Below are 14102 nucleotides of genomic sequence, written 5' to 3' on the forward strand. Positions count from 1 at the left end.
CCTCGTCCCGGCTTCCGTTGGAATGGCGGCACTCATTTGAGGATTATTCCGCCGCCTCGTCGGCATCTTCATCGTCATTGTCGGGCCCCGGCAGGGCATCGATCTGCGATTCGCGCGCGATCGTCTCGACAGGAGGGATGTCCTCCAGTTCGCGCTTGCCCGTCTCGATATCGAGCTCCTGAAACTTGCGAGCGGTTGAGACCACATTGCGATCGAAGCTGCCGATGAACTTGTTATAGTTGTTCACCGCCGTGTTGAGCCCGCTGCCGACCGTCTTCAGGTGACCGGCGGCCACCGCGATGCGGTCGTACATCTCCTTGCCGAGCTGGCCGATCTGCTTGGCCTCGCGCGCCAGCCCCTCCTGCCGCCATACCGCTGCGACCGTGCGCGCAATGGCGATCAGGTTTGTCGGTGTCGCGAGAAGGACACGCTTGTCGAAGGCATGGTCCCAAAGCGACGCGTCGTGCTCGAGCGCAGCGGTCAGGAAATGCTCGCCCGGCACGAACATGATGACATAATCGGGCGCTTCCTCGAACTGATCCCAATAGGCCTTGCGTGACAAGCCATCGATATGCGTTTTCATCGACGCGCAATGCTGCGCCAGCGCCGCCTCTCGCCCTTCGTCGTCATCGGCGTTGAACGCGTCCTGATAGGCGTTGAGCGACACCTTTGCATCGATGACCAGCGAACGCCCTCCAGGCACCGTCACGACCGCATCGGGGCGCAGCCGCCCGTCTTCGGTGTTGATACTGTGTTCGGTGACGAAATCGGTGTGTTCGGCTAGCCCGCAGCTTTCGAGAACATTCCTCAACTGTTGCTCACCCCAACGGCCGCGCGCCTTGGGTGCGTTGCGCAGAGAATTGACGAGTCGGGCGGCCTCGGCCTGAACGCGTTCCTGCCCGGCTCGCATCTGCTCGATCGTCGATTTGATGTCGCCATAGGCCTCGGTGCGCTCGCGCTCGACCTTGCCGACCTGTTCCTCATAGGCCTTCAAGCGCTCGCCGACCGGCAGGAGTAACGCCTTCAGCTTGGCCTCGTTGCGCTCGCCTGCCTGGTTGAAACGGCTGTCGGCGTCCTCGATGAACTTCTTGCGTGCTTCGCCGAGCATCTTTTCGCCGACTTCGCGGAACTGGCCGGCCAGCAGGTCCTTCGCCTCGCGCAATTCGGCGAGGCGCGCCTCGAAGGCCCGGTCGCGTTCCTCGGCGGCGGCCTTCAACCCTGATAGTTCGCGCTGTGCCGCATCCCTCTCGTCGCGCACGCCATCAAGCATGGTGCGAAGGTCCGCGACCGTCTGCCGCCCCTGCTCTTCGGCGATACGCACTTCCTCGCGCAGCCGCGCATTATCCTCGCGTAGCGGTGCCGTCGTCCGTCCGGCGGCAAACCAGCCGAGCAATGCGCCAACGACAAGTGCGACGATGGCAAGAATGACGGTAATGAGCGGGTCCATGGTTTTCCCGGCAAGTTGGAACGTAAGGGGAACTTATGCCGTGAGACAGCAGCGCGCAAGCGCCAATCCGGGCGGCGCTGTGAGCGAGATCAGGAAATTGGACTCACACAAAGGCGCGAAGACGCAAAGAAGAATTGGATTACGCCGCGCGCGGAGTCTTCATGCCCTAGCGTTTTTGCGTGAGATAAAACTACGCCGCCTGAAGCCGCCGCGCCTTTTCCAGCTTTTTCATCAACATGGTGCGCTTCATCCGCGACAGGTGGTCGATGAAGAGGATGCCTTCGAGATGGTCCATCTCGTGCTGCAGGCAGGTGGCGATCATGCCTTCGAGGCGTTCCTCGAACTGGTTGCCATTCTCGTCCATCCAGCGAGCGACGCACCAATCGGGGCGATCGACATCGGCGAACTGGTCGGGGACCGAGAGGCACCCTTCCTCATAGGCGCGCATTTCGGTCGCCGTTTCGAGGATCTCGGGATTGATGAAGACGCGCGGATCCTTGATCACCTCATGCTCGTGATCGCAATGTTCGCCATGGGCGTGATCGTGATCGTGCGGCGCCGGTTCCTGCAGGTCGATGACGAGAATGCGCTTCGGCACGCCGACCTGGATCGCGGCGAGGCCGATGCCCGGCGCATCGTACATCGTTTCGAACATGTCGGCGATCAGCGTGCGTGTCTCGTCCGTCACCTCGTCGATGGGCTCGGAAACAGTGCGCAACCGTGGATCGGGCGCCTCAAGGATCGGTAGAATGGCCATAGGGAGAATTTAAGCCGATAGCGGTTGCGTTTCAAGTTGCCGCTAAGACACGGGTCTCCGCGCCCTGAGCGCCTGTGCCAGCGTCCCTTCATCGAGATAATCGAGCTCGCCGCCGACAGGCAGGCCATGGGCGAGTTGGGTGACACGGACGGGGTGGCTCTCGAGCCGTTCGGCCAGATAGTGCGATGTCGTCTGCCCCTCCAGCGTCGCGTTCATCGCCAGGACCACCTCGTCGACATCGCCGTCCGCCACGCGGGCGATCAAAGCATCGATGCCGAGATCCTCGGGCTGAACACCGTCCAACGCGGAGAGCCTCCCGCCGAGCACATGAAACTTGCCGGGAAACAGCCGCGACCGATCGAGCGCCCAGAGATCGGCAACCTCCTCGACGACGCAGAGCGATCGCTGGTCGCGCTTGGCATCGGTGCAGATGCCGCACGGATCGCTGGTGTCGACATTGCCGCAGATATGGCAGGTCGCCAGCTTGTCCGCGACGTTTTCAAGCGCGCGCAACAGCGGGGTCAGCACCGCCTCGCGCTTTTTCAGGAGGTGCAGCACCGCCCGCCGCGCCGATCGCGGACCGAGGCCCGGCAGGCGTGCGAGCGCCTGGGTCAGCTGATCGATTTCCCGCGATGCCATGCGGGCGATATAGAGGCTGGTACTGACTGCGCGCCACCCCAAAACCGTATGGGCTGAGCTTGTCGAAGCCCTGCCCTTTCTACTAACCCGGCCCAAGGCAAAAACAGCCCTTCGACAGGCTCAGGGCAAACGGAAGTATCGAATCGCCATGCGCATCATCTTCATGGGAACGCCCGATTTCGCCGTCCCGGCGCTCGAAGCGCTGGTCGAGGCGGGACACGAGGTTGCCGCCGTCTACAGCCAGCCGCCGCGCCCTGCCGGACGGGGGAAGCAGTTGCGCGCATCGGCTGTGCATGAACGGGCCGCGGCATTGGGGCTCGAAGTCCGCACGCCTGCCAGTCTGAAGAGCGACGAGGAAAAGGCCGCCTTCGCCGCGCTTGAGGCCGATATCGCGGTGGTCGCGGCCTATGGGCTGATCCTGAACCAGGCGATCCTCGACGCGCCCGCCCATGGCTGCCTGAATATCCATGCCTCGCTCCTTCCTCGATGGCGGGGGGCGGCGCCGATCCAGCGTGCCATCCTTGCCGGGGACGCGGAGACGGGCATCACGATCATGCAGATGGAACGCGGCCTCGATACCGGGCCGATGCTCGCCAAGCGCCTGACCCCGATCGCAGACAAGGCAGCCGGTGAGTTGACGGAAGAGCTGGCGGCGATGGGCGGCGGGCTGATCGTCGAAGTGCTCGACGATCTCATCGCCTTTCCGCCCGCCGAACAGAATGAGGAAGCGGCGACCTATGCCGCGAAGATCGAGAAGGCGGAGGCAAGGCTGGATTTCACGCGGAAAGCGCTTCTGGTGGAGCGTAGCGTCCGCGCCTTCAATCCGATTCCCGGCGCATTCTTCGAAATCGGAGGCGAGCGGTTCAAGGTCCTCGCCGCCGACATCGTCGATGAACACGGCGAGCCCGGCACCGTGATCGACGAACGGATGGCCATCGCTTGCGCGGATCGCGCTATCCGGCCGACACTGGTCCAGCGCGCGGGTAAGGGCGCGATGCCGATCGACGAGTTGCTGCGTGGCTATCCCGTGGCCCTCGGCACACGTCTCGCATGACGCGATACCGGCTGACGATCGAATATCATGGCGGCCCGTTCATGGGCTGGCAGCGCCAGCCGCACGGCCCCAGCGTGCAGCAAGCCATCGAAGAAGCGATAACCGAAGTGACCGGTGAGACGGTCCTCGTCTATGGCGCGGGACGCACCGATGCGGGCGTACATGCCGAAGCCATGGCGGCGCATGTCGATGTCGAGAAGGATATCACGGGGTTTCGGCTCGGCGAGGCTATCAATGCCACGTTGCGCGAGGCCCCGATCGCCATACTCGGTTGCGAGGCCGTGGATGACAATTGGCACGCCCGATTTTCCTGCATCGGTCGCCGCTACGCCTATCGGATCGTCAACCGGCGCGCGCCGCTGGCGCTCGAACGCGGGCTCGCCTGGCGTATTCCGCAACAGCTCGATGCCGAAGCGATGCACGATGCTGCGCAGCATCTGGTCGGACGGCACGACTTCACGACATTCCGGTCGGCACATTGCCAGTCGGACAGTCCGGTGAGGACGCTCGACCGGCTCGATGTCGAACGCGATGGCGAGCGTGTGACGGTTCATGCGGCGGCGCGCAGTTTTCTGCATCACCAGGTGCGGTCGATGGTTGGATGCCTTGCGCTGGTCGGCCAAGGCAAGTGGAGCGGGGATGACTTGAAGGCGGCGCTCGATGCAGCGGATCGGACGACGCTCGGCCTGAATGCGCCGCCCGAGGGTTTGTATTTTGTCGAGGCCGTTTACCCGTAGTGCTCAGGCGAAGATGCGCGTGAACGATCGTTCGAGCATCAGCAATTGCCAAAGCAGCCGGCCATGCTCGACGCGTCCCGACTGGTGCTCCTCGACCACCCGGCCAAGTGCCGCGCGATCGAACCAGCCCGTCTCGGCCAGCGTCGTGCTCGCGGCGACGCGCCGCGCTTCTTCTGCCAGCGGGCCGCGAAACCAGGCGCTGATCGGCGTGACGAAACCCTGTTTACGACGGTAGAGTATCTCATCGGGCAGATAGGCCGCCATTGCCTTCTTCATCAGCCACTTCCCCTGCCCTCCCCGCACACGCTGCTTGACCGGCAGGCTGGCGGCGAATTCGACCAGCCGGTGATCGAGTAAAGGTTCGCGTGCTTCGAGGCTTACCGCCATGCTCATGCGATCGACCTTGGTCAGGATATCGCCGGGCAGCCAGATCTTCAGATCGGCATATTGCACGGCAGCCAACCCGTCTTCCGCGGGCGCGTTTTCGATGCAGCTTATGTATCGGTCCTCGGCACGATGCCCCTGCAATGCTGCGCGGAATCGATCGCTGTAAAGTGCGTCGCGCTGCGCGGGACCGGTGACTCCCACCGATGCCGCATAGGCCTCCGCACCGGAGCGCGCGAGGCCCTGGAAAGTCGATTTCGCGCGCAGCATTTGCGGCGCCCAATCGAGCTTGGGATAGAAGCGGCCTACCGTCCCGAAGACGGGTTTCCGCAACGCTGACGGCACAAAACCGCGCACACGCTCTTCGCCCGCGTGAAAGATGTGCCGACGATATCCCGCGAACGCCTCGTCCGCGCCATCGCCTGACAGCGCCACCGTCACCTTCTCACGCGCCAGCTCGCAGACGCGATAGGTCGGCAGCGCGCTGGCGTCGGCAAAGGGCTCGTCGAAGGCTTCGACCAGCGTATCGATCAGCGCGAAATCGTCGGCGGCGACGATGCGTTTGCGATGATCGGTCGCGAAGCGGGCGGCCACCTGGTCGGCAAATCTCGTTTCGTCGTGATCGGCTTCGTCGAAACCGATCGAACAGGTCTGCACGGCCTCGCGCGAGCGTTCGGCCATCAGCGCCACGACCGAACTGCTGTCGACGCCACCCGAAAGGAACGCGCCCAGCGGAACGTCGGCGATCATCCGGCTCGTCACAGCCTCGCGCATGTGCGCCGTGCATTCCTCTTCGGCATTGGCGGTCGAGCGTCGTCGGGGCGCGAACGTAGCGTCCCAATAGGCGCGCGGCGCCGGCTTCGGGTTGCCCGATCGAAGTGCGAGCATATGCGCCGCGGGAAGTTTCTCGACACCCGCGACGAAGCAGGCGTCGTCGGGCACATAGCCCCAGGCGAGGAAATCCTCGATCGCCTGTTCGCTGGGCCGCCGCCGCAGCAAGGGATGCGCCAGCAGACCCTTCAGCTCGGAAGCAAAGATCAGGCTGCCGTCCGAAACCTCCGCATAGTAGAGCGGTTTGACGCCGAGACGGTCGCGCACCAGCCCGAGCGTCCGCTCACGCTGATCGTATATCGCGAAGGCGAACATGCCGTGCAGCTTCTCGACGCAGCCTTCGCCCCATTGCCGCCAGCCGTGAAGGATGACTTCGGTATCGCTCGCCGTGGTAAAGACATGGCCGAGCGCTTCGAGATCGGTGCGCAGCTCGCGGAAATTGTAGATCTCGCCGTTGAACACGATGACGAAGCGTTCGTCCGCCGTTGCCATCGGCTGGTCGCCGCCGGCGAGGTCGATGATCGACAGCCGGCGATGGCCAAGGCCGATGCCCTGTGCCGTCCACACGCCCGATCCGTCCGGCCCGCGATGGGCGAGAATATCGGTCATCGCCCTGACCCGGGCCGGATCGACGGGCTTGGCGGTTTCGAGATGGAAGATGCCGGCGATTCCGCACATGGGCGGCTAGTCGGCCAAGCCGGGCACGCGGTCAACCAGTCCCATGATACCGCCGCTATCGGCGAGAAAGGCGTCGATCGCAGCGCGCGCGTCGCGCCCTTCGGCGGAAATCGTGATACCGATGGCACGGCGGCTGCCACCCATCAGCCGCGTCCGAAGAGTGGTCAGCTTCGCCCGATTGGCACTTCCCGTCGCGGGTGCATCGCCGACGACATAGCTGTCGATCACTTCGCGATTGACGGGTCCCGGTGCGGTGATGCGGTAGGCATGGCCGCCTTCCACGGGCGCGCTGTCGTCGACCCAGGACCACTCGCTTTCCGCCGGCAGCCCGCCCTGGCCGAAACCCACCAGTTCGCGCCCCTCGTCCTGATCGGAGAAGTAACCGATGGCGAGGTCGATCGGCGCGTGGTCGCGATGGCGATAGCGCGCGGTGACGATGGCATCGGCGCCGTCATAGGTGGCGGTCCATTCCGTGTCCGAGCGTTGCGACATCGTCTCCCAACCCTCGATCGACGGCGCGGCAAGACCGGTGGGCACGGGGACTCGACCGCTCTGCGCCATCGCGGCGCTCCACGCGACCGGCAATATGGCGATGATCAGCGCGAGACCGGACACGATGCCGATCCTGCTTGTCGATTCCTGCGCGACCGATCCCGGCTGTAGTTGTCGCGGATCGAAGGCCGGTTCGTCCAGCTCGCGATCGATGAAACGCCAGCCGATCGCCATGACAATGGCAATGACCAGTGCGAAGAAGAACCAGCCATAGACGACATGGTCGAAGCTTTCGGCGAAGCCGATGCCGCTGCTGTCTGCGATGTAGATCGTGCCGAACGCGCGAATGCCGTTGGCGATGATGGGGACTGCGATACATAGCGCCATGAAACCGATACGGCGCGGCCAGGTGGAGAAGCACAGATTGGCCATCAGTGCGCCGAGCGCGACCATGGCAATCAGGAACATAACGCCCGAACAGGCCTCGGCGACCTCGAAATAGCCTGACGGTGTGGTGATGAAGACGCCCTCGATATGCGCGGGCAGGCCGAACAGGTTGAGCAGGACCATAGAGAGGTCGGCGGTGATCAGCTGGAGAGCGGGCACGAATTCCTCGCCCACCGGAACGAGGAAGAACATATAGAACAGCGGGAACAACAGACCGCGTGCGACGGTGGTTCCCAAAATGGCGACGACGCTGCCCTGGAGCATCATGACGAGCCCGAGGTGACGTGCCACGGCGACCGCCGCGGCTTCGCCCAACAACCAGCCCGTAGCGCCCGCCCCGACGATCGCGAGGCCCAGTAGAGACGTCTGCGGCGTGAGCTCGGCGAGTTCGGCGCGGCGTTGCCAGACGAGCCATCCGAGCAACGGCAGGATCAGAAGACAGTGGTTGAAGGTCGAACTCGTCCACCAGATCGCCGTCATGTCGGCGGCGTCGCGGAAGAAGATTGCAAGGATCAGCGCCGCCACGATGCCGAGTGCGGTGAGATGCCGCACCCAACCGTCCGGGAGGGCGATAGGACCCATCCCGCGCGCCTGCTGCAACGTCGTCATGCCGCTTGGCTTGTTTCAACGGTTGGTGGCGATACGCCGAGCATGTCGTCGAGCGGTGCGAGGACGCTGTCCCAACTGTATCGCGAAACGACATGCTTGCGTGCTGCCGCGCCAAGTCGATCGCGGCGCTCGGCATCCTCGATCAACCCGATCACCGCGTCGGCCTCCGCCGTCTTTTCCGCGACGACCAGATCGCGGTCCGGAACAGCATCGATGCCTTCGAACGCGGCCTTCGACGCGACGATGGCTTTTCCCATCGCCATCGCTTCGAGCACCTTGTTCTGAATGCCGCGCGCGATCCTCAGCGGAGCCACGATCACGTCGGCGGCGGCCAGCCATGACCGGATATCCACCACGCCGCCCGTCACGATAACACCCGGCTGCGCCGTGATTTTCTCGACTTCGGCAGTCGGTTTGCGCCCGACGATGGCGAACCGCGCGTCGGGAACCGCGTTTCTGATCGCAGGGAAGCTGTCGTTAGCGAAACTTGTCACGGCGTCGATATTGGGCCGGTAATCCATCTGGCCGGTAAAGACGATTAGTGGGCCGTTCCTGCGAATCTCGGCATCGGGGATGGCCAAGCTGGGGTCGAAAAAGCGAAAGTCGATTCCGTTTTCCAACGCCTGGACGGCGTTTGCGCCGAGACCGCTATGCTCGCGGAACAATGCCGCCTCGGTCTCGCTCACGAAAAGGCTGCGATTGGCCCGCCGAGCAACGTTCTTTTCAAAGGCGAACAGCTTGCGGGCCTCTCTGCGATACATCCAGCGCATCGGTCCATGGGCATCGTCAGCGTAGTCCGAAAATTTCGCCGAATCCATGTCGACGAAATCCATGATGAACTGCCGTCCGCCGAGATCGATCGGAACATATTGTGCCATCTGGCCCGAGAAAACAAAGACAGTGTCGATATCCCGTTCGCGCAGCAGTTCTGATACCTTTGCGCGGACGGCTGCGCTGTTGAACGCGGTCAGCGATACCGGCTTTCCGGTCGCAAGCGCCTTGAGTGACGAAACGGCCGTCGAAGTGCGGCGCGACTCGACATGAAGCGAGGAGACCATCGGCCGCAGCGTCTCGCCATGCGCCATATCCTCGTCGTCATCGGCGAAGCAGACACAATGTACTGGCGCGATCGTGGTCAGCTTTTTGAGGATGTTGAAGGAGCGGATCTTGTCGCCGCGATCGGGCGGGAAAGGAATGCGATGCACCAGGAACAGGATATCGCCCATCAGCCCAGACCCTTGGCGATCATCGGGCCGAGCCGGTTCGCGACGACCAGCGGCAGCTTCTGCCAGAGCTTCACCTGCAGCCGGTATTTCGGGCTGTTGGGATTCATCTCGCGCGGTGCCGCGCCGCCTGCCGTCTTGCCGGCATAGACAAGGGGTTCGGGGTCGAAGCCCCAATTCTTCTTGTAGTGATACGGCCCCGTCCCGACTTTCGAGCGCCCGAAATCGAACCGAGTGCAGCCCTTGGCGCGCGCATGGTTCATCAATGCGAAGTACATCATCTCGTTCGCGCGCAGGTTGCGTGCGTCGAACAGTCCGCCGCCCCAATAGGGCATGACCGTGCCGTTGAAGTACAGGCTGAGGACGGAGGCGACCGCCCTGCCCTCGTGCCGCACCGTTAGGACATCCGCATCGTCGCCGAAACGATCGAGCACAGCATCGAAAAGGCTCTTCGGGAAGACCGGCGTGCCGAGATTGCGGACGCTCGTTGCATAGATGGCATAGTGACCCGCTCGTTCGGTTTCGCCGGACCCGGTCGTGATCTCGAGTCCGTTCTTCATCGCCTTGCGGATCTCGGCGCGCTGCTTGCGCGGCACGGCCTTCAGTTCGTCGTCTTCGTTCGCTTCGAGATCGCGGACGAAGCCGGCATAGGTGCCTTGGCGCGTCGCCCATGCTTTGGGCAGCACCCCGCCGCGCAGCTCGACCTCGGGGCAGCTTAGCCGCTGCGCCAATTTCCAAGCCGCGTCAGCGAGCGCATTGGAATTGGCGCGATTGTGCGCGAGGACACCGCCACCCACCGCGAAACCGCTCGACACGAGCGCGCGGCCGAACAGTGGCGAGTGCATTTCATGCAGTGGAAGGAGCCCGCGTAGCTCGCCCGCGCGCTCGGCAAGCAGCATATGCGGCGTCTGGCCGCAGGCCTCTTCGATCGCCTTGAGCCAATCGGTCAGGTGAAACGGCGTCCCCTCCGGCATCTCGCGGACAAAGGCGTCGATGCGGCGGCATTCCTCCGCATCGTGAAGATCGGCTGCACGGACTCGCAATTTGTGAAGGGTCAGCGGTGCATTCACTGGATCGTCGCTTTCTGCAGTTCGACGACATGATCGACCCGGCCCCATTCGAATTCCCTGAGCAGGCGTTCGAGCTTGCCTTCCATTGCGCGGAGGCGGCTGTAGTGGCGGACTTTCGACTTGATCGGCGCATTGTCGACCCGCGGCTGATCGGGATCGATCTCCCAGGGGTGAAAGTAGAAAATGGCGGGACGCCCGTCCTCGCCGTTTACCTGCCGGATGGCCCAGTGCGAGAAGCGATAGGGCAGCAGGCGGAAAAACCCGCCGCCGCCCGCAGCCAGCGTCTTCGATCCCAGCTTCGCCGTCGTCACGGGAATTTCAATCAGATCGGTGTCGGTGACTGGACGAAAAGCGAAACGCGGCGCTTCGGGCCAGCCATAATGATCATGGGCGACCGGGGCGACGCTCGAGGAATAGGCATAGCCCTCCTCGGCAAGCACTTCGTGTGCCCATGGCGTGCGCGCGTCGATCGAGAAACTCGGCGCGCGGTAACCTGTCAGCTTCGTGCCGGCCGCATGTTCGATCGCAGCGCGCGATTGGCGCAGATCGGCGCGGAATTCCTCGGGCTCGAAGGTGAAAACGCGGCGATGATCCCATCCATGGCTGGCGATTTCATGGCCTGCCTCGACGATACGGCGGATCAGTTGCGGATAGCGTTCGGCGACCCAGCCCAATGTGAAAAAGGTCGCCTTCACTCCTGCCCTGTCGAACAGCGCCAGCACCGCGTCGCTATTGCGCTCGACGCGGTGGTTCAGCCGGTCCCAGTCGCCGCGATCGATAACGGTCTCGAACGCGCCGACCTGGAACCAGTCTTCGACATCGACGGAAAGCGCGTTGATCATGGGCGAAGCTTGCCTCCTGGTTGGGGCCTCCTTGCCGGGGCCGATCAGGCCGCCGACCCGCGCACGACGCCGAATTGCGGCCGGGCTTCCTCTTCCTCGACCCAATCGACAAGCAGCGTCAAGACACGGCGGAGCGCGGCGTCCTGTTCTTCGAGGCGGGCCTCGATGGCTGCAAGCCGATCGTCCTGGCGGACCTCGTGATCCGAATGCTGTTCGGTCTCCGGCTCCTCGGTCTCGAAAACAACGGGCTCGTTGTCCGGCGCAATCGGATCATGGACCGGCTGCTGCGGCGCGAGCGACGCGAATTCATCGGGGCGCTCGAGAACGGGATCGTCGGCAAATTCGTCTTCCTGCTCCAGTTCCGGCTCCGGCTCTGGTTGAGAAGCCTCGGCGGCATGTTCATTGGCCTCGCGCGGCTCTTCGCCGGCCAGATCGTCGAGCACGGCCTGCACCGCCGCGCCGTCGATCGTCGTCCGCTCTTCGACGGCTCCGAAGAGCAGCACGCGCGCCATCAACGTGTTGAGACGACGCGGGACGCCACCCGTGGCCACATAGAGAGCGGTATAGGCATCGGCCGTGAATTGCGGATTGCCCTGCCATCCGGCGATGGAGAGCCGGTGAACGACATAGGATTCGATTTCTTTCGCCTGCATCGGCTCCAGATGATGCGTCGCGATCACGCGCTGGCGCAGCTGTTCGAGGTTCGGTGCGGATTTGATCCGTTCGCGGAACTCGGGCTGGCCGAGCAGGAAAATCTGCAAGAGCGCCCGCCCGCCCGACTGGAAGTTGGAGAGCATCCGCAACTCTTCGAGCGCCGAGATGCCGAGATTCTGGGCCTCATCGACGATGAGCAGCGTACGTTTGCCCTCGCGCGCCTGGCCATGGAGGAAGCGTTCGATCCGGTCGAGCAGCTGCGCCTTTTCCGCGCCATTGCTGTCGATGCCGAGCTGCTGTGCGACGAGGCGCAGCATGTCATCGCCCTCGACCTGGGTCGAGACGATCTGCACGGCCGTCAGCCGCGCGCTGTCGATCGTCGCCATCAGATGGCCGACCAGCGTCGTCTTGCCGGCGCCGATATCGCCGGTGATGACGATAAAGCCTTCGCCCTGCGCGAGGCCGTAGCCGAGATAGGCCATCGCCTTGCGATGCGTCTCGCTTTCGAACCAGAAACGCGGATCGGGCGTGAGCTGAAACGGATTGCCGTTCAGGCCGTAATGATCGCTATACATATCGTCTTTCCTCTCGGGCGTTCGTCCCGTTCCTAAAATCCGTAGCGCATGCCGACGAGCAGCGAGCCGAGCCAGTCGGTGTCCTGATCCTCGATCTGGTTGGCGAAGAGGCCGGCAGAGGCCTGCGCGCTCAGACCCCGATACAGGTTGACGCTGTAGGTGGCCGAGCCGCCCGCGCCGAACACATCGGGCTCGCCGACGATCCCGCTATTATACCAGTTCGCGTAGAGGCTGCCGCCGAGGTTCGAATTCGGAGAGAGCGCGTAGCCGAGATCGCCCTGCAGCGCGAAGACCTCGTCGGTCACCGCGTCGAGCGCGAAATTGGCGGCCGTCGCCGGCGCGAAATAGCGGCGGTTCTGATAGCCGCCACCCAGACCGTAGCTCCACGGCCCGCGGCCGCCCGACCAGGCGAGGCTGACGCCCCGGCTGCGGAAATTGGCGCTGTTGAGCGACTGGAAGTCGTTGCCGAAACATCCGCCTGCATTGTCGCCACCCGCGCCGAAGGCGCAGCCGTTGAACTGGTTGAAGCCGTTGCGGCCGACGGTGAAGTCGGTCGGCAGACCGGCCAGCGTGTTGGTCGTCTGGCGGCCGAAGCTTTCGACGGTGTTGTAGACCGACAGGTTGAGGTTGCTGAACTGGCTCGCCGCATAGTTGAGCGACCCGGCATAGTATGTCGTGTCGTAACGATCGCCGACCACGGCCATCAGTTCGAGACGCGAGCTCGGGCGCCACAGGATGCCGCCGTCATAAATGAAACCGTCGGTCTCGAAGGCGAGCAGGCGCGGCGAGTTCGGGTCGCTCTGGAAACGGCCATTATTGTCGAGCACGGGATTGCCGTTCGCATCGACGAGCACGTCGCGTTGCGTAACCTCGATATTCTCGTAGCCGACGCCGCCGATGATCGCGAGATCCGGCGTCACGGGTACGGTGACGTCAAGGCGGGCATAGGTGCCTTCGTAACGCTGATCAAGCTGGTCGGCGTCCTCGCGCTCGTAACCGCCGGTCGCCGTCCAGCCGAAGGGCAGTTGCTCACCGGCCACCATGCCGACACTGGCATAAGCCTGATGATAGGTCGTATGGTCGACATAATCGACCGCCGGCTGGTTGGGATCGGTGTTCGCGTTCAGATTGTCTTCGACATGCGTATAGGCGATCCGATAGCCGGCGCCGATCTGAAGCGGACCCGCATTGGTCGAGAGCGTCGGCCCGCCGTAGAGGGAATAGACCTGCGTGCTGTTGGCATTGTCGCCGATCAGCGCGCCAAGATCGTCGCCGCCGATTTCGGTGCGTGCCCGTGCGGCGAGTGCACCCGCTTCGAGGCTGAGGCCGCGCGTCAGGCCGACATTGGCACGCAGAAGACCGCTATGCACATCGTCATCGGCGAGATCGTCGTCCCAGGCGATACGCCGTTCGTAGCGATAGCTGGCTCCCACTTGGACGCGGCGCGTGTCCATCGACGCATCGACGCCAGCGGCGACGGCGGTGTAGGTCAGGACGTCATCGGCGAGCGGATCGTCATTGCTCAGATCGAAGCTCAGCACCTGCTGGACCTCGACATAAGGATTGACCTCCACGCGCTGCGCCTGTGCCGGAGCGGCCATCAAGCCGGCCCCGGTGGCGAGCGCCGCAGCGCTAGTCAGATTGGTTGAAAATCGACGCATTT

At 63.7% G+C, this 14102-nt stretch carries 12 protein-coding genes; 2 read left to right on the top strand and 10 right to left on the bottom strand.

What is annotated here, in order from left to right:
• Positions 1–43: 43 nt before the first annotated feature.
• The 3 genes from rmuC to recR form a co-directional block, all read right to left on the bottom strand.
• Entirely contained in the window at positions 44–1447 is a 1404-nt protein-coding gene (gene rmuC / locus Q0139_RS03225; RefSeq protein WP_298017210.1) for a DNA recombination protein RmuC, read from the bottom strand.
• A gap of 190 nt (positions 1448–1637) precedes the next feature.
• Positions 1638–2204, bottom strand: coding sequence for a peptide deformylase (locus Q0139_RS03230; RefSeq protein ID WP_298017213.1), 567 nt, complete (start codon positions 2202–2204; stop codon positions 1638–1640).
• A 42-nt stretch (positions 2205–2246) separates the two neighbouring features.
• Entirely contained in the window at positions 2247–2843 is a 597-nt protein-coding gene (gene recR / locus Q0139_RS03235) for a recombination mediator RecR (RefSeq protein ID WP_298017216.1), read from the bottom strand.
• Between the two features lie 148 nt (positions 2844–2991).
• Here recR and fmt point away from each other — a divergent pair, with 148 nt between their 5' ends.
• Both fmt and truA read left to right on the top strand, forming a co-directional pair.
• The gene (gene fmt, locus Q0139_RS03240; RefSeq protein ID WP_298017219.1) at positions 2992–3897 is read left to right on the top strand and encodes a methionyl-tRNA formyltransferase; all 906 of its coding nucleotides are present in this window, start codon (positions 2992–2994) and stop codon (positions 3895–3897) included.
• Positions 3894–4634 (top strand): tRNA pseudouridine(38-40) synthase TruA, encoded by a 741-nt coding sequence (gene truA / locus Q0139_RS03245; protein ID WP_298017222.1) that lies wholly within the window; start codon positions 3894–3896, stop codon positions 4632–4634. The genes fmt and truA overlap by 4 nt, the downstream gene beginning before the upstream one ends.
• Positions 4635–4637: 3 nt before the next feature.
• Here truA and Q0139_RS03250 read toward each other — a convergent pair whose 3' ends face one another.
• From Q0139_RS03250 to Q0139_RS03280, 7 genes are read right to left on the bottom strand one after another with little or no spacing between them, the layout of a single operon-like run.
• Entirely contained in the window at positions 4638–6527 is a 1890-nt protein-coding gene (locus tag Q0139_RS03250; protein WP_298017225.1) for an XrtA/PEP-CTERM system amidotransferase, read from the bottom strand.
• Positions 6528–6533: 6 nt separating this feature from the next.
• The gene (gene xrtA / locus Q0139_RS03255; protein WP_298017228.1) at positions 6534–8075 is read right to left on the bottom strand and encodes an exosortase A; all 1542 of its coding nucleotides are present in this window, start codon (positions 8073–8075) and stop codon (positions 6534–6536) included.
• Positions 8072–9304 (bottom strand): TIGR03087 family PEP-CTERM/XrtA system glycosyltransferase, encoded by a 1233-nt coding sequence (locus tag Q0139_RS03260; RefSeq protein WP_298017322.1) that lies wholly within the window; start codon positions 9302–9304, stop codon positions 8072–8074. The genes xrtA and Q0139_RS03260 overlap by 4 nt, the downstream gene beginning before the upstream one ends.
• Entirely contained in the window at positions 9301–10368 is a 1068-nt protein-coding gene (locus tag Q0139_RS03265; protein ID WP_298017231.1) for a FemAB family XrtA/PEP-CTERM system-associated protein, read from the bottom strand. The genes Q0139_RS03260 and Q0139_RS03265 overlap by 4 nt, the downstream gene beginning before the upstream one ends.
• The gene (locus tag Q0139_RS03270) at positions 10365–11210 is read right to left on the bottom strand and encodes an XrtA system polysaccharide deacetylase (protein WP_298017235.1); all 846 of its coding nucleotides are present in this window, start codon (positions 11208–11210) and stop codon (positions 10365–10367) included. The genes Q0139_RS03265 and Q0139_RS03270 overlap by 4 nt, the downstream gene beginning before the upstream one ends.
• 44 nt (positions 11211–11254) lie before the next feature.
• Positions 11255–12439, bottom strand: coding sequence for an XrtA/PEP-CTERM system-associated ATPase (locus tag Q0139_RS03275; RefSeq protein ID WP_298017238.1), 1185 nt, complete (start codon positions 12437–12439; stop codon positions 11255–11257).
• Between the two features lie 32 nt (positions 12440–12471).
• Positions 12472–14100, bottom strand: a complete 1629-nt coding sequence (locus Q0139_RS03280) for a hypothetical protein (protein WP_298017241.1) — start codon at positions 14098–14100, stop codon at positions 12472–12474.
• Positions 14101–14102: the final 2 nt, after the last annotated feature.

This window comes from uncultured Parasphingopyxis sp., from assembly GCF_937129435.1.
Classification (GTDB): domain Bacteria; phylum Pseudomonadota; class Alphaproteobacteria; order Sphingomonadales; family Sphingomonadaceae; genus Parasphingopyxis.

Bases quoted from the DNA above. Each gene is read 5' to 3' on its own strand.
- Q0139_RS03280 (WP_298017241.1), bottom strand. From the start codon at position 14,100: ATGCGTCGATTTTCAACCAATCTGACTAGCGCTGCGGCGCTCGCCACC.
- Q0139_RS03230 (WP_298017213.1), bottom strand. From the start codon at position 2,204: ATGGCCATTCTACCGATCCTTGAGGCGCCCGATCCACGGTTGCGCACT.
- truA (WP_298017222.1), top strand. From the start codon at position 3,894: ATGACGCGATACCGGCTGACGATCGAATATCATGGCGGCCCGTTCATG.
- rmuC (WP_298017210.1), bottom strand. From the start codon at position 1,447: ATGGACCCGCTCATTACCGTCATTCTTGCCATCGTCGCACTTGTCGTT.
- recR (WP_298017216.1), bottom strand. From the start codon at position 2,843: ATGGCATCGCGGGAAATCGATCAGCTGACCCAGGCGCTCGCACGCCTG.
- Q0139_RS03250 (WP_298017225.1), bottom strand. From the start codon at position 6,527: ATGTGCGGAATCGCCGGCATCTTCCATCTCGAAACCGCCAAGCCCGTC.
- Q0139_RS03275 (WP_298017238.1), bottom strand. From the start codon at position 12,439: ATGTATAGCGATCATTACGGCCTGAACGGCAATCCGTTTCAGCTCACG.
- xrtA (WP_298017228.1), bottom strand. From the start codon at position 8,075: ATGACGACGTTGCAGCAGGCGCGCGGGATGGGTCCTATCGCCCTCCCG.
- fmt (WP_298017219.1), top strand. From the start codon at position 2,992: ATGCGCATCATCTTCATGGGAACGCCCGATTTCGCCGTCCCGGCGCTC.
- Q0139_RS03270 (WP_298017235.1), bottom strand. From the start codon at position 11,210: ATGATCAACGCGCTTTCCGTCGATGTCGAAGACTGGTTCCAGGTCGGC.